A 15,576-nucleotide genomic window follows, 5' to 3' on the forward strand; every position below is an offset into this window, starting at 1 on the left:
CTTATTGTCTTATGGACGTCCTTTTTTCGGCAAGATAATATTGAATGATATCCCTTCCGAAAGTTCGCTCTCGACAGAGATTGTCCCATTATGAGCATGTACAAGTTTATAGACAATTGCCATCCCAAGACCAGTCCCTTCGGAAGAGGAATCGGTTGTTGTTCTGTGGTAATATTGTTTTTTTTAGTTAATTGTCTTTTCTCCCCCAGTATTGTTTCTATTCACTAAATTTAAGTAAAAATGAGACATTGTTGTATAGTAGTAGGGGTTCAGCCATAAATACGGGAGAAAAAGAGCAAATAGCCCCACTATACAACCTAAAATATACCATCCGATAAAACTTAACATTGTGATGAATAAGTCAAACTTATGCCCCTTCATCATTTCCTTACTTCTTCGAATCGCTTCTAATGGTGTGCAATTTGGATCCTCTATCAGTATGTAAAAAGCCATAGCATAGGATAAGGATTTGATAATACCTGGAATAATGAATAAAAGGCTCCATAAAAGAAGGAGTATGGTTTGTAAAATACCAAGTTTTATCGTTCTAAATATATGTTTTGACTTGAATCCTTCAAATAAATTTCCAATTGTAGTAGATTCATTTTTCGCTAAACGTAATGTGAAGTTATAATACCCATAATCAAAAATACTTTGCAAAGCGATAAAAATAAGAATAAGAATCGCACATCCAAGAAATAGAGACACACTACCAGTCAAATTAAGCTTTGGTTCACCGTCTACAATGTCTATAATGTCTACAAAATTCGCAGCTTGTATCGTGCTAAAAGAAAAAGCAAATATGCAAGTTAGGACTAATGCACTGATATACATACTTACTACAGGTAAGACAAAATAAAGGAATGTTGTTCCTACCCCTAATCCCCACTTGCCCTGTAATGAAGATAAGGCTGCCTTTTTTAAATCACTAATCACTTTAGTTCCACCCTTCAAAAATTTTCATAACATAGAGAATAATAACATTTTTCAGGAGGAATATCCATTGTATAATTTTATTAATCAAATAAATTGCAATCTATCTTGAAATACGGAAGTACTAATGAAATAGTAAACTATCTAGAGCAAGTATTAACGAAAAAATGAGAATAACTTTCTATAGGTATTAGGGGGGGGATCCAAGCTTCTAAATGAAATGTATGGCTGAGTAGTTACGATATTTTAAAAAATGAAAGGACGTCTTAAGACTTGTTGTCTTATGGACGTCCTTTTTTCGGCAAGATAATATTAAATGATGTTCCTTTCGAAGGCTCGCTTTCAACAGAAATTGTACCATTATGAGCATGTACAAGTTTATAGACAATTGCCATTCCAAGGCCAGTCCCTTCGGAAGAGGAATCGGTTGTTGTTCCTCGGTAATATTGTTGAAAAAGATTTTCTATCATATGAGAGGACATGCCAACACCATTGTCCCTAATATGGATAACTACATGTTTGTTATTATCAGAAAGTGTTGTATATATATCGGTGTGTTCAGGATTATGTAAAATCGAATTCATGAGAATGTTTTGTAAGATACGTTGCATAAATTTATGATCAAATTCAACATGAATTACAGGTGTATCCGTTTTAAAGTGAAGTTTATAGCTCTTTGCTTGTGGATCATGACTAATGTCGGCAACAACTCGTTTTGTAAATTCGACTAAATCTTGATTCGTTTTATGTAACGGTAGCATACCTTCCGTACGATTTAACTGTAATACGAGGCTTAAGTCTTGGATTAATTCCTCCATATGTTTTCCTTTATCATCAATTTCTTGGATAAAAGAATGAACTTCTTCCTTTGACCACTCATACTGATCATTCAATAAAAGCGTTGAGTATCCTTTAATATATGTTAAAGGCGTTTTTAAATCATGAGAAATACCAGCAATCCACTCTTGTTTGGCATGCTCTATTTTTCCCCTTTCTATCTCAGAAGCTTGTAGTTTTACAGCCAATGTTTCGAGCTGTTGAAGTACCTCCTGATACAGAAGATAACGCATCCGAAGTTTTCCCTTTTGGGTATAAATCTTTTGCAAACCTTTAGGTTGCTTGTAGTTTTCTTGTGAGAGTTGATGAATCCAAGTCATTATAAATCCAATCGGACCACCAAAATACCATCCAAACAAGCCAATACAAATAATGGTGCTAATAACAAAAATCCCAGCCACAAGCAAACCTTCAGTGTTTTCATTAACAATGATACCGAACAGTGGAAGAATACCTTCAAGAATAATGACAATGCAAAAACCAGTTACAAGCATCCAAAGAATAAGTCCTAATGCTAAATGGAATGTAAATCGAGTTTTTATTCGCATATAAACGCCTCATTTGGAGGGATGAATTTATAGCCAATTCCTCGTAAATTGACAATGATTTTTGGTTTGCGTGTATCATCACCAAGTTTTTTCCGCAGTTTGGATATATGGATCGTGACGGTTTTTTCTTCTCCAAAAACATCGTTTCCCCATACAAATTCATAGAGCTGTGCAGTCGTGAAAATACGATTTGGATTTTTGCAAAAGAAATGTAGTAACTCCAGCTCTTTTGCCGTGCATTCTACCGGATGATTTTTAACTGTTAATGTTGCAGATTCAGGGTTAAAAGTGAAGTAGTCATAATTGTATAAAGTACTTTGTTGCTGTGAACTCTCATACATTTTTTGACGACGAAGGATAACTTTTATTCGGGCTATTACTTCTAAAGGATTAAAAGGTTTTGTAATATAATCATCTCCGCCTATCCCTAAACCTGTCAATTTATCGAAGTCTGTCGAGCGTGCGCTAATAAAAATGATAGGTGTATTTGTATTTTTTCGAATTTCCGTACATAGTTCAAACCCGCTTATATCTGGGAGCATGATATCAAGCAAAATAATATCATATACTTTTTCTTTGATACGTTGCAGCGCATCTTTTCCTGCTGAGACAGTTTCTATATGAATGAAATTCTCTTTCCTTAGTATTATTTCTAATAATTTCAATATACCAACTTCGTCATCTATTACTAATATTTTTGCAGATTCCATTCCGATTATCCCTCATTTCAACCTCATCATATCAATTTATCTTCTGTAGATGTTTTTCTAAATAAAAATATTACAAGCATTTTCCATAGAGTTTACTTTGATTTTACTTTCATTCGTTAAGCTTATTGTAACATATCAATATAAAGCAGGAGGGACAATGGGTGGAAACTATTATTAAAATTAACAAATTAAGTAAGGTGTTTAAGGGAACCGAAACGGTTTCTAATGTCAATATGAGAATTAATAGAGGAGAAATTTATGGGTTTTTAGGACCGAATGGGGCCGGAAAAACAACGATTATGAAGATGATCTTAAATTTAGTAAAGCCATCTTCTGGTGAAATTATAGTATTCAATCAGCCTGTTTTACGAACATCCTATCAATATTTAAAGAATATAGGCAGCATCATTGAATACCCAGTGTTTTATGATCGGCTAACAGCAAAGGAAAATTTAGACTTTCACTGTAAATACATAGGCTATCAAGACAAAAGAGCGGTCGATGAAGCTTTAGAAATTGTTGGTCTGAAAGATGTGGGAAATAAGAAAATTCATGAATTTTCTTTAGGGATGAAGCAACGATTAGGGATTGCGCGGGCGATTGTTACGAAACCAGAGATTCTAATTCTTGATGAACCTATCAATGGACTTGATCCAATTGGTATTAAAGACATTCGAGAGCTCTTATTACTTTTAAAAGAAGAATATGGAATTACCATTTTAATTTCAAGTCATATTGTCTCAGAAATTGAATCGATAGCAGATACGATAGGCATTATTAATCAGGGGAAATTATTAAAAGAGGTAAAAATGGAAGAAATCAGAAAAGAAAATATCGAATATCTTGAAATCGAAGTAGACAATTTGAAGAAAACGACACAGGTACTGGAAGGTAAATTAGGAATGAAAAGATATGAAATAGTTGACCAGAATACGATTCGGATTTTTGAACAAGCCATTTCTCAATATCAAATCAATAAAGAATTGATATTGAATGACGTCATAGTAAAGAGAATTGAAAGAAAACAACACAATTTAGAAGAGTACTTTTTAAACCTTATTAATGGAGGCGGTCAACATGTTTAAACTTATGAAACTAGAATGGAAAAAACATCACTTATCTAGTTATTTTAAAGGACTAATACTTTGTATTGTAGGAATTTTCGCTGCTGCCGGTCTTATGGCAGTGGGTTCTAAAGGTGAGAGTGAGCAAATGTTTCCAGATTATGCGGCATTCATGTCTTTAACCAATATTCTTATTCGAATCACATTTATCATTTTTTCAAGTGTAATTTTATCACGTTTAGTCATTGATGAATACAAAAGCAAAACGATTCAATTCGTGTTTACCTATCCACTACAACGGAAAAAAATATTGCAAGCTAAGTTATCAATTGTTTTTGGATTTTGTTTTTTTAGCATAATTTTCACTACTTTTATTATCAGTATGTTAACTTTCTTCTTAAACCCAATTATAGGGTTCTTTGAAACACCTGGTAGTATGAATGAAATAATTGCTACAGTTCCAACTACTTTTATTCATGCATTTATGATGGCAGGAGTAAGCCTGATTCCTTTATATTTTGGTATGAGAAAAAAATCAACAGCTACAACAATTACCTCAGCTGTATTAATAGGGTTTTTGATTAACTCAACTATTTCTAATGGCGGTAGTTCGACTAGTTTATTTGAATTTATTGGAGTGCCAATTGCATTCTGTCTACTTGGTCTAATCATTGGTTATCTTTCTTATCATAAAATTGACAAAATCGATGTTGCTTAAATAAAGAAGAGATGGAATAATATTCAAATTCAATAAGGGATGGGGAATAAAAATTGAAAAAAATGATACTAGCTTCTACTGCATTACTTGTAACTGGCGGATTCGTTTTTAGCTTCAAAGAAGTAGAAGGAAAGAGTTTTGAAAAAGAAAAATCCTTTGAAGCAAATAGGATTGAAGAAGTAGAGATAAACAACGAATCTTGGGATATTAAGTTCAAAAATACGAAGTCAAAAAAGATAACAATCGAAGTTGAAGGAAAACAAAAGGACAAGAAGAAAGATCCCGTAACAATTAAAAATGATGGGAAGAAAATTGAAATGAATCAGAAAGACCAAAAGGGATTACTTGAAGGATTCAGCTTTGGGAAGAAAGGTACTATCTATATTTCTATTCCAAAGAATGAAATAGATACGATTACATTGAATAATCGTTTTGGTGATATAAAAATGAATGATATAGCGGCTAAAAACATTGTAATTTCAAACGATTCTGGTGCTGAAAAAATTGAAGGACTGTCAGCAGATAAGGGGAAATTCGCATCAAAAGATGGAGAATTCAGCTTGAAAGATAGCTCGTTAAAGGAATTAACTGTAGCTTCTACTACTGGTGATAATTATATTACAAGTGTGACTAGTCCTAAGATAAAAGTTACTTCAACAAATGGTGAAGTAGCAATTAAAAATGCAACAGAAGGAAAGACATTATTTGTAGAAACAAAATCAGGAGATATCTCTGTATCTTATAAAGAAGCTCCGACTTCATTAATGCTTACTGCTAACAGTCATTCATCTGATGTAACAGTTAATCTAGATAGACTTAAGAAAAAAAGGGATACTGAAAAATCAAAAGAAGGAACCATTGGTGATGCATCTAATAAATTGGAGGTTTTAAGTAACGAAGGGACCATAAAGATAAATTAGCATATTTGCTGATTTGAAATAAAGCTTGACCCAAAATATTAATTGAAAACGTATATTTAACAAACAATAAAAATCCATTTTGAACAAGATTAAAATGGATTTTTATTGTTTAAATTCATAATTTAGTTTTGTAAGCGCCCGTAATATGATTTACATCAAAGTAATAAGGAGGTGCTATTATAGCTGGAATGTTCTCTTTTTCTAACCTTTTTTTTATATAACGACAAATATAATGGCTTTCGTAAATATCAACCCCTGTAGGTAAGTGGGGACTTTGTTGCTCAATCACACCAGTTGGTGACAGCACCACTGCGCCTTTTTGTAATGCCTCTTCAATTTCTAGCCATGTCATATCAGCAACAGTATCTTTAAAAATAGAATACATAAATCCTCCTCATTTCAAATGGTTGAATTAAGTATTTCAATTTGTAGTCTTTATTTAAGCAAAACAACTAAATTATACAGTTGAAAATTCGCCTTCTACAATCATTATTCCTTTTAGTCCAAAAGTGGTTTTTATTGTATTTTTTTTGAACAATTCTACTAAAATATAATCATGAGTACAAAAAATAAATCAAACAGTCAAAAAGAAATGTCATTTATTGAAAAAGCCCGTAGAGGTCAACTTTATATAGCTTGCCAGTCCTTTGTTTGTCCGCAAATTGAAGCTCAAACGACCCCAAAAGGAATGCTCCAGACGTATATTGAATCCAATCTGAAATTTATAGATGAACATTGAAAGCATGTATTCGCTGTTATAGAAGTTGTTTCAAATGAAAGAACATATGAAGGGAAACTTCGGTTCGCAGCAGACTATGATGAAACCATTTTTCTTCCCATTGAAAATATTCTACGTTTAGGGATACAAGAATGAGTGTTTCGAGATTTTCCCGAAACGTCCTTAAGGGTGATGGCGTTAACAATCCGGCATGCCATAGACGGATTTAGCCTAGAGCTAATGAGAAATTCTGATCTTAACGTTAAAGATTATACTAAAGAACTTGTCACAATCTTTGAGCGGGCAACTTAAAAGTAACAAATCACTCTGATGGGAGAGGGAGTAAATGATATTTTATGAGGTTATTTGTTTTTGTTGTAAAAATGTATTTCGGGTATATGAAGGAACAGGAAAATATAAGCAATTCAAGAAAAATAAGGAAGGTAAGTATTGCTGTGACGAATGCAGTCATAAAATAAGACTTGAAGCAATAAAACATTTTTTTAGATAATGGTACTATATAGGGGTACCGCTAGCATTTTGGAAAAAACCCACGCTAAGAGCATGCAGAATTTTATACAGTTTTTCGGCTAATCCAGTAACAAGCGAAAACACGAAAAACCACACCATGATAGGAATGTATAAAAATTGTATAGATTGATAAAAAGAGAAAAAAGTAGATTCCTTATGAGAGCAAGGATTCCACCTTATCCTTGCTACCCATAATAGTGCGTTATGTTAACCTTACATGCATATGTTATACAACTAATTTTCCTAACTTTAAATAGTCCCCATATGGTAAAATTTTTTTAAAAAAGGGGTGAATATTTTGAAAAAAATGACTATTATTTGTGCGATTTCTGTGTTCATGCTAACTTTTGTTGGGTGTTCGGGCCAATCTGATAATACAACAAAGACTAACACAGCATCCACAACGACTCCAACAAAAGTTGTGAAGTGTGGGAACAAGGACATAGCATTTATTGAATTAAAAGACGCAAAGACGAACAATATTAAAAAAGTAGATAGTGAGGCTACTATGCAAACCTTTGTTGATGGTCTCCAAAATGCAAGAAAGAGAGAAAATGTGCTCGTAGATAAACAAGCTCGAGATAATATGAATGCTATAATGACAATGAAATATAAAGATGGAGATAAAAAAGAATTTTTTGTGTGGTTAGAAGGAAACAATAGACAAGTTATATTTATAGAGAGTACCAATGAACAGCATGGTACAGCTTATGAAGTAAACGATACATATGCCCAAAATATCATCAGTTTGTTTAAATAATAAATAGTCAACTTCCAATAGCGAATTTTACGTCAACTAGCACCTCTTGCGGGGGGCTAGTTTTTTTTTACAGTAACAAAGATGAAATTTTATTGTTAGAAAATGTCTTAGCGTATAAAATCTACGTTTTGCCGTCAATACCCCTGAAAGAAATCGAAAAATACATGACACCAGCTGAAGCATCTTTTTATTGGAGGATTCCTCGTGAGACATTGAAGAATAAATATAGCCCGTCTGTAATGAATGAGAAGCAAGTAAGGGATCTAGAACGCATGTTACAAAAAGGTTTAGTTAAGTACTTTTTGCATCCTGAAGGAAAGCGTAAGGAATGGATTATTAGTCGTCAAGCAATGTATGAATGGTTTGGAGAACCAAAAGAATAAGGAGAAAGGATGTTAAGAATGAAAGAAGAAACTATTTCATTGTGGGGAGGATTCAAAAATACACTCAGGATGATTGTCTGGTTTTGGATCATAATGCTTTTTATATTTGGAGAAAGCTTGTTACAATAAAAAGAAAAACATAGGGTAAATAAGATAATGAAAAGAGGAAAGAGGCTGAATGAAGTCAACGGGAATCACTAGAAAAGTAGATGAATTGGGGCGTGTAGTTATCCCAAAAGAACTGAGAGATACGCTCAGTATTAAAGAAAAATCACCATTAGAGATCTTTGTAGATGGAGAAAAAATTGTTTTACAGAAGCATCAAGCTGGTGGGGATTGTGTGATAACTGGTGAGGTTTCAGAACGTAATATGTCATTAGCAAATGGAAAGATTACAATAAGTCCAGAAGGTGCAGAGTACCTGGTTAAAGAGTTGCAACAATACTATAAGTTAAATAGAAAAATTAAAGGCTCCGCCATACAGGGAGCTTTTTTATTATCAATATAATAATTTCACATACCGTAATGATTAATAAGGAGTCCTACAAACAATAAAGAGGAAGCTACAATAGATTTTACTTGAAGCCTGTGATATCATTTTACTTTATATAGAAAGAGGACGTGAGCAATCGTGATTACAATTAAAGCGCCTAGACCCGATATTACAATTACGAAACAGAAAGATCCAGAACTAAGTAATATGTATGGGTTTACTGATTTTCACCTAATTCCTAGAGATAAAGGTGGAATCTTTATGTTTTATAACAACAAGAATGAACTAATGTTTGTTGGTAAGGCAAGAAAGTTAAGACCAAGAATAAAAAAACATTTTGAAGATACTGTATGAGTAATCAAAGACCATAGAGATGAAGTAATTAAAATTGATGTTTGTCTTGTAGAAAACGCGATGGAAAGAGAAATTTATGAAACATATATCGCTAATAAACAAAAGTCGAAATATAATGTAGACAAAGTGTTCTTTAAATAAGTAAAAGCTCATAAAAAGGACTAATAAAATGAGACAACTTTGCCTTGGCTTATTAGTCCTTTTTTACCGCTTGCAACGTTACGTTGCACAATGATACGGATATCATTTGAGAGAAAGAACAATTTGATACGATAAAGGATGGGAATAGATTGGATAATCATAGCCAAACACCGGCGTATATATATACGTATGCATTTCGCGAAGAGGAACGTTCTTTATGTTATATGGAGATGCGCTCACTTTTTGGAACGGAATCGCACTCTAATATATTGAAAAGCACAATCAAAATTGATCCGAGCCGAAGCCCGTTTATTAAAGAACGGATTGACGTAATGTATGAAGGAGATGAACTGCCAGATATTTTGAAGCAGGTCGAACAGATTAATTTGTCTGGATCCACGTTCAAAGTCATCTTCGTTAAAATTAATGATCTTGATAAATCGAAAAAAGTAGAATACGGAGAACGCCGCCTTATTGAACGAGATATCGGCATGCATATTGAAGGTGAAGCCGATGTGCATCATCCAGAGCGTGTATTTGGCATTGTAATCATTGGTGGACGTTGGTACTTCGGAACATATATGGAAAGCGAGGCTGTTTGGTTCCATCACGTGAAAAAACCACGCAGCTATTCTACGTCACTAAGCACACGTGTAGCGAGAGCTGTTGCGAATATCGCTGTGCCAAATCCTGATGGAGTCAAAGCGATCGATCCATGCTGTGGTATTGGAACGGTAGTGGTAGAAGCACTCTCTATGGGCATTGACATCGTTGGCCGTGATATTAACCCGCTTGTCGTAATCGGATCAAGAGAAAACATCGCGCATTTTGGTTTTGAAGGAGACGTAACGGTAGGACCTATCGAAGACATTCAGACAAACTACGATGTAGCAATTATCGATATGCCGTACAATCTATTTACGTGCGCAACACCAGAAGATCAATTCTCGATTTTAAAACATGCGCGCCGTATTGCAAAAAAAGTAGTAGTTGTAACAAGCGAAACAATGGATCACATGATCGAAGAAATTGGATTTGAAATTACAGACCGCTGCGTAACAAGAAAAGGAAACTTTTCTCGGCAAATTCTTGTTTGTGAATAGGGAAGTAAGGGAAGACCAATTACTCTGTAAAATAAATAAGTGACAATATCTATCGTTCCTTGTAAGGATAAGAGGATGGGTATAATGTTGCACATTATATATGTATTGGTACATTGCTCAATAAGAGTGATGTACTTTTTTTTATTATACAGATCTCTTTACGACCTCATATACAACAACAACATTAGTGTGGTTACACTAAACAGGAATGTATGTTTCTATTTTAAATAACCGTTTATTTTTGAGGTGCTTACATGAACATGTATACAGTAAAAGAATTGGCGTTAGCTTTACAGAAGCATGAAGAAACAATTAAACGATGGCTACGGTCTGGAAAGTTCCCAAACGCATTTCGCAATAGTGATAAAGAAGGATGGAGAATTCCTGAAAATGACCTTGTACATATCAAGCAAGGAACAGGGATTGTAAAAGAAGATTCTCAGCAACGTCAACAAGTAGTACGGGAAGAGATTGAGGAATTGGAGTTAGTCAAATTAGCATATGAGGCAGTCACACTTACATCTCCTACGGAAGACATTCTTCCTCTTCTATCTGTTGTGGGGATTAAACGAACCTTAGAGATTCTATTGATTATGCGACAATCCGCAACCAAAGTGAAAAACCCTGACGGGTTTATTAAGAAAGCGATTCGAGAGAATTGGAGTCCAGCAACTATCCCTGTTAAATTGCCAAAAAAGCAAAATAAGCATATCTATGACCTTACGCAACAAGACTATCAAGCAATCAGAAATCAGGAGCAACATGAGTATCAACCAAAGGTTCTCTTATTTAATTGGTTAGAGGAATAATTGGGTCTGAATATCTAACAGGAGGCTTTGAAAATGAGAGATAGTTATTACCACTTACGTTGTCCAAAAGGTGTTCAAAGTCGATATGCATTGCTTGTATTTAACCCGAATAATAAGGTATTTCTACCACTGACAGACTTTTATGATGATGCCAGTAGGAAAATTTCAGAAAGCTCCGCGTTGTCGTATCTTCAATGTCTTCTGCCGTTCTTCACTTGGTTAGACAAACACAGCAACTATCAGGGAAGTGTACAATGGCGTGATTCTCCAGAAGCCATACGGGTCGCTGTGGAAGATTATTTGATGGACGAAATGGCTTGTAAAGTACGGGAAAAAGATTCTTTTCGCTTTGTCAATCGTTCCAATAAAAGCTCGAATACCGTTCATCGCTTCCTTTCCGCTCTCAAGTCACTTTATAAGTCCTTAATTACACTGAAACATTATGGCTATCCGAATCCTCTTATCGACTCTCATGCGATATTGGATGATTACAAAACAAATGCCGAAGGTGTAAGAGAAAATAAGCCTCGAATGCCTGCTAAAGCAGGAACAGAGAATCCTATTGTGCATAGACGTTTGACAGATTCCTACTTCAAACTCATTAATGAGGAATGGCAACCTGAAATTATTGATAATCCTCTTCTCTATCATAAAGTTAAACAGGCAGGTAATCAGGCAAATTGGTCATTGAGAGAAAAGGTCATTGTCCGTATGTTGTTTGAGACTGGAGCAAGAGCTTCTGAGGTAATTGAACTCACCATTGGCGATTATCGTTCTCGCAAGTCCTTTGAAGAAGTCAGCACGTTTAACAAAGGCAGTCATGGGCGTAGAGTAAAGTTTCTTCGATTCAGCAAAGACACAACGAAACTTCTGTTTCAATATATCAATCAAGAGCGTAAAAAAATTGACCCTTTAGGGTGGGATTTTGATTCTCTACCTAGCGATGCACCCATGTTTCTGACGGAACGAGGAACACCATTTTCGTATCAGACTTGGTATCCACATTGGAATAAGGTCATGAAGATGATGGACATGAGGTTAAATCCACATAAAACAAGACATTGGTTTGTCACGACAAGTATGCGTGAGATTTATAATGTTTCCAAGACAGATGCAGAAGTTAAACAGAGAAAAGATGAACTCATTAAATACATGAAGTGGAGACAAAAAGACACGATTGAAGTGTACGAACATCACTTTGATGAAGAAAGACATCGGAATTTTCATGACAATATGCTTGCACAGATAGCCGAGAAAGAAAAAGAGTACGTGGAACAGCCGAAACAGAAACGTACTAAGAAGCCCCTTCTGACTATTGCAGACACAGCAAAAGAAACAGAGTTAGAGAGGTAGATATACAAGTACTATTGGATGATTTGGAGGATGAACGATGACAACAACGATGAATTTTCCGAAATCCCCATTTTATGAGGAATTAACGGGTAAGGTGGATGAACACATTCTTCATTTGCGTGATAGCAGAGGTGTATTTCTGTTAGATAAATTGGATGAATTACCTGTGAAATATTTCCTTAATCAGTGTTTAGATACACCTTGGCAGAATCAATTATTATTGGCGATGCTTATTGATGGAGACAGAAATTTGGACGCACGAACAGTACATAATCATAACAGCTATATAAATGTTAGGTTTAAAAATATACGAGAAAGCATTTAAAAAGGATTGCATTCCTTCGTGTCTCCGTTTTCTCTTGCATGGATTGCATTTCGAGACGCAGGAAGGAAAACCTGTGACTCTTAAAACACACTTACTGCGTCATGCGTTCGCAACAGAAGCTGTTCAACGTCAGGAAATTCCCATTGATATTGTAGCGAAAATCCTCCATCAACGTGACTTGAATGTAACAAGATATTACTCTGAACCTACTCCAAGTCAAGTAGCTGAAAAGGTTGGAGAATTGCACAGCGTAATTTCAAACTATGTTGACTTAGATGAAGCGATTCTTCGCAGTCCTGAAGAACTTCAGAGGGAATGGGAGGAATACAAAGCCAAAGTAGGTGTATATAACAATGTGTTGGGCGGTACTTGCGTCACAGATAAAGTATGTCCTGTAAAAATGGCATGTTTGGGATGTGTAGCAAAAATTCCGCAACCTGAAAAGAAACATGAACTCATTGAAGTGGTTGACTTATCTAAGGATATGGAAAAGCGGTTTGCTTCCATGGGTTTGACGGTTGAAGTAAATAAGACGAAACAGATGAGGAAACTTGCGAGAAACGAGTTAAAGGAAATTGAATTGATTGAGAAATATCAGGAGGAACAGACATATGAACCAGACGTTTCCTTCAAAAGATAACCGAACGTGGCTCAAAAAGGTTCATGAATCTCGAAGCCAGCGTTCTCTCTTGTTAGGGAAGGAGGCGATTGACCTTCTGGTCAAACAAAACCTCCCTGTTACACTCAAGACTGTATCAGAGAAGTCAAAAGAGATTAATCCCGAAGGGAAAGGGATTCATCGTAACACGATTAGTACAAATCAAGAATTGAATGCGTATTATAAGCAGCACAGCGAAACATACAAGAAAAAATCAAATTCCAACAAGTCTGCACAAAAGCGTTCAGTTGCATTTACTCCTGTTGATTATCGACGTATACGTTCAGAACGAAGCATAAAAAACACGGAACGAAAGTATATGAAGATGTCTAAGAAAGAGCTTGTACAGCGATTGATTTTGGCAGAACAATATATTGCAGAAAATAATTCAAAATGGGTGGCAAATTATTTTGAAATGTTTAAGTAGTAGCCTACCTACTCCTTATTCAACTAAATGGCAGTATAGTTGAACAAGGAGTATTGATTAACTCTGTCGAATATGTCCTTTAGCATTTCTTCCTGGCCCACAACAATATTGTAAAAAAATTGCCTAAAAGGGTGCTTAATTAAACAAGACCATCATTTCGATGGTTTATTTTTATGTACAGAACATCAAGTAGATTTCGGCGATTCAGTGTGAAATGTTTAAAACGACAAAAAACTTGGAGGTAAGCAAATTATCAATTGGTATTCTACAGATTTCTTTTGGAGTGGTTTCAGCTGAAGTTACAAAATAAAAAACGGTAAAGTTCAAAAAATATATAATAATCAAATTATTATGGAAATATTGATAGTGTGAAGCTTATAATTGAACTGGGTGATTAAAAGTGACTATACAAAATAAAAAGATAATTGATATCTGTGATAACCGCAGACTATTAAATAAATATTCACGTAACAGTATTCCAAGCGTAATCTTCATAGCAGGGTTAGGCGATAGCTATGAGACATGGAAAAAAGTCCAAGACCAAATATCGCAAAAAACATCAACCTTTTCCTATAACAGGTCGGGTATTGGCAGGAGTCAAGTCGCATCCGTCCCGACGACTTGCTATGATCTAGTCGAGGAGCTCAACGAATTGTTGCTAGCGCTTGAAGTGGAGAAGCCCTATATATTGGTGGGACATTCTTTTGGTGGTTTGGTCGCTAGATTATATGCCAGCCTTTATCCACTGAACATCTGTGGTATGGTTTTGGTTGACGCTGCACCGGAATATAAAGAACTTGCCTATGAAAAGGTTCTACCCGAAAATCTGCTTGCAGGAAATAGGGAATATTACGAGAATCCTATGTTGAATAGTGAGAAGATTGATAAAATACAAAGCTATAAGCAAATCGTTGATCATTCAAAGCAAAGTAACCTCCCTCTCGCAATTATTACAAGAGGTTTACCTGATAATGGTGAAGAGGGATGGCCATCTCAAGAAATATTGGAAATTGAGCAAAGACTCCAAGCAGAATTTCAATGGCTGTCAACGTCAAGCAAGTACCGGATTGCTAGTCGAAGTGGACATTATATTCAACATGATGAGCCAGAAATTGTTATAGAGGAGATTATGTTAATGTTGAAGGAGATAGGAAAATGAGCGATACAAGGACTAAATTGATGATGGATTTGCAAAGAATTGAGAAGGATAAGTATCAGTTACGCGAAGGTGAGCGGCATCAAGATTTCTTACCTTTGTTACTTCAATATATTGGCGATCCTCAGCCAGAATTACGGGATAACCTGATTTATCCGATGTTTTATATGTGGATTAAGGAAGAAAATAGATTCAGTGGAGAGGAGTTGCGTAGCCTCTTAACTGTTCTGACTGATGAGAACCATTTGTTCTATAATATTGGCAGCGAGGATGATCAGTCAGTTTTTACAAGGACGTTCTCTGCCTTGCCTATCGCTTTGATTGTGCAACACCACAGACAGAATCCATTTTTCAATCAAGCGGAAATTGAGCAATTAATGCATGCAATGCTCCGTTATTATAAAGAGGAGAAGGATCTGCGAGGTTACCTTTCAGTAGGAGGCTGGGCTCACAGCGCGTCTCACGGTGCGGATGTTTTTGTCGAGCTGGTGCAGTGCGAGGAGAGTAGCGTCGCAATGCTGCGTGAGGTTCTTGTCGCTATTTCTGGCATGCTTCATAATGGTAGACACATTTTTAGCGATGAGGATGATGAGCGGTTGGTCAACATCGTGGATACGATGATTGACAAAGAGTTA

18 protein-coding genes and 4 pseudogenes are annotated in these 15,576 nt (G+C 35.4%); 17 read left to right on the forward strand and 5 right to left on the reverse strand.

The window, feature by feature from the left end:
* Window positions 1–9 precede the first annotated feature (9 nt).
* From MR076_RS05950 to MR076_RS05965, 4 genes and pseudogenes are all read right to left on the reverse strand, one after another.
* Window positions 10–153: pseudogene (locus tag MR076_RS05950) on the reverse strand (ATP-binding protein); the annotation flags it as partial.
* A 30-nt stretch (window positions 154–183) separates the two neighbouring features.
* Window positions 184–936, reverse strand: a complete 753-nt coding sequence (locus tag MR076_RS05955; protein ID WP_242218627.1) for a DUF975 family protein — start codon at window positions 934–936, stop codon at window positions 184–186.
* Window positions 937–1,214: 278 nt separating this feature from the next.
* Complete coding sequence (locus tag MR076_RS05960; protein ID WP_242218629.1) at window positions 1,215–2,318, reverse strand: sensor histidine kinase; 1,104 nt, start codon at window positions 2,316–2,318, stop codon at window positions 1,215–1,217.
* A complete protein-coding gene (locus MR076_RS05965) occupies window positions 2,309–3,028 on the reverse strand; it encodes a response regulator transcription factor (protein ID WP_090914617.1) in 720 nt (239 codons plus the stop codon). The genes MR076_RS05960 and MR076_RS05965 overlap by 10 nt, the downstream gene beginning before the upstream one ends.
* A 161-nt stretch (window positions 3,029–3,189) precedes the next feature.
* On the opposite strand from MR076_RS05965, the gene MR076_RS05970 reads away from it, so the two are divergent.
* Genes MR076_RS05970 through MR076_RS05980 form a run of 3 tightly spaced genes read left to right on the forward strand, consistent with a single transcriptional unit; the run spans window position 3,190 to window position 5,730 of the window.
* Window positions 3,190–4,113, forward strand: a complete 924-nt coding sequence (locus MR076_RS05970; protein ID WP_242218632.1) for an ABC transporter ATP-binding protein — start codon at window positions 3,190–3,192, stop codon at window positions 4,111–4,113.
* A complete protein-coding gene (locus MR076_RS05975; RefSeq protein WP_242218634.1) occupies window positions 4,106–4,810 on the forward strand; it encodes an ABC transporter permease in 705 nt (234 codons plus the stop codon). The genes MR076_RS05970 and MR076_RS05975 overlap by 8 nt, the downstream gene beginning before the upstream one ends.
* 53 nt (window positions 4,811–4,863) lie before the next feature.
* On the forward strand, window positions 4,864–5,730 hold the full coding sequence (locus tag MR076_RS05980) for a DUF4097 family beta strand repeat-containing protein (RefSeq protein ID WP_242218636.1): 867 nt from the start codon (window positions 4,864–4,866) through the stop codon (window positions 5,728–5,730).
* Between the two features lie 115 nt (window positions 5,731–5,845).
* On the opposite strand, the gene MR076_RS05985 is transcribed toward MR076_RS05980, so the two are convergent.
* Window positions 5,846–6,115: a creatininase family protein gene (locus MR076_RS05985; RefSeq protein WP_242218638.1), complete on the reverse strand. Its 270-nt coding sequence runs from the start codon at window positions 6,113–6,115 to the stop codon at window positions 5,846–5,848.
* Between the two features lie 171 nt (window positions 6,116–6,286).
* Here MR076_RS05985 and MR076_RS05990 point away from each other — a divergent pair.
* The 14 genes and pseudogenes from MR076_RS05990 to MR076_RS06055 all read left to right on the forward strand — a co-directional run.
* Window positions 6,287–6,760, forward strand: a pseudogene (locus tag MR076_RS05990) (TetR/AcrR family transcriptional regulator).
* 34 nt (window positions 6,761–6,794) lie between these two features.
* A complete protein-coding gene (locus MR076_RS05995; protein ID WP_242218641.1) occupies window positions 6,795–6,959 on the forward strand; it encodes a DUF2197 domain-containing protein in 165 nt (54 codons plus the stop codon).
* A 318-nt stretch (window positions 6,960–7,277) separates the two neighbouring features.
* On the forward strand, window positions 7,278–7,739 hold the full coding sequence (locus MR076_RS06000; protein WP_242218643.1) for a hypothetical protein: 462 nt from the start codon (window positions 7,278–7,280) through the stop codon (window positions 7,737–7,739).
* Between the two features lie 143 nt (window positions 7,740–7,882).
* Entirely contained in the window at window positions 7,883–8,122 is a 240-nt protein-coding gene (locus MR076_RS06005; protein WP_242218689.1) for a DNA-binding protein, read from the forward strand.
* 178 nt (window positions 8,123–8,300) lie between these two features.
* Window positions 8,301–8,630 (forward strand): AbrB/MazE/SpoVT family DNA-binding domain-containing protein, encoded by a 330-nt coding sequence (locus tag MR076_RS06010; protein ID WP_242218645.1) that lies wholly within the window; start codon window positions 8,301–8,303, stop codon window positions 8,628–8,630.
* Between the two features lie 123 nt (window positions 8,631–8,753).
* Window positions 8,754–9,110 (forward strand): annotated as a pseudogene (locus MR076_RS06015) (nucleotide excision repair endonuclease).
* A gap of 149 nt (window positions 9,111–9,259) precedes the next feature.
* A complete protein-coding gene (locus MR076_RS06020) occupies window positions 9,260–10,213 on the forward strand; it encodes a TRM11 family SAM-dependent methyltransferase (protein ID WP_242218647.1) in 954 nt (317 codons plus the stop codon).
* A 254-nt stretch (window positions 10,214–10,467) separates the two neighbouring features.
* Entirely contained in the window at window positions 10,468–11,022 is a 555-nt protein-coding gene (locus tag MR076_RS06025) for a helix-turn-helix domain-containing protein (protein WP_242218649.1), read from the forward strand.
* A gap of 33 nt (window positions 11,023–11,055) precedes the next feature.
* The gene (locus MR076_RS06030) at window positions 11,056–12,375 is read left to right on the forward strand and encodes a tyrosine-type recombinase/integrase (RefSeq protein ID WP_242218652.1); all 1,320 of its coding nucleotides are present in this window, start codon (window positions 11,056–11,058) and stop codon (window positions 12,373–12,375) included.
* Between the two features lie 37 nt (window positions 12,376–12,412).
* Complete coding sequence (locus MR076_RS06035; RefSeq protein ID WP_242218654.1) at window positions 12,413–12,700, forward strand: hypothetical protein; 288 nt, start codon at window positions 12,413–12,415, stop codon at window positions 12,698–12,700.
* Between the two features lie 10 nt (window positions 12,701–12,710).
* Window positions 12,711–13,340: pseudogene (locus tag MR076_RS06040) on the forward strand (site-specific integrase); the annotation flags it as partial.
* Entirely contained in the window at window positions 13,312–13,785 is a 474-nt protein-coding gene (locus MR076_RS06045; RefSeq protein ID WP_242218656.1) for a hypothetical protein, read from the forward strand. The pseudogene MR076_RS06040 and the gene MR076_RS06045, both read left to right, overlap by 29 nt.
* Window positions 13,786–14,185: 400 nt before the next feature.
* Complete coding sequence (locus tag MR076_RS06050; protein ID WP_242218658.1) at window positions 14,186–14,944, forward strand: alpha/beta fold hydrolase; 759 nt, start codon at window positions 14,186–14,188, stop codon at window positions 14,942–14,944.
* Window positions 14,941–15,576: DUF2785 domain-containing protein (locus MR076_RS06055; protein WP_242218660.1), on the forward strand; the 636-nt coding region annotated here is incomplete at its 3' end. The genes MR076_RS06050 and MR076_RS06055, both read left to right, overlap by 4 nt.

It is taken from the genome of Bacillus cereus group sp. BfR-BA-01380, from assembly GCF_022663535.1.
Classification (GTDB): Bacteria; Bacillota; Bacilli; order Bacillales; family Bacillaceae_G; genus Bacillus_A; species Bacillus_A cereus_BB.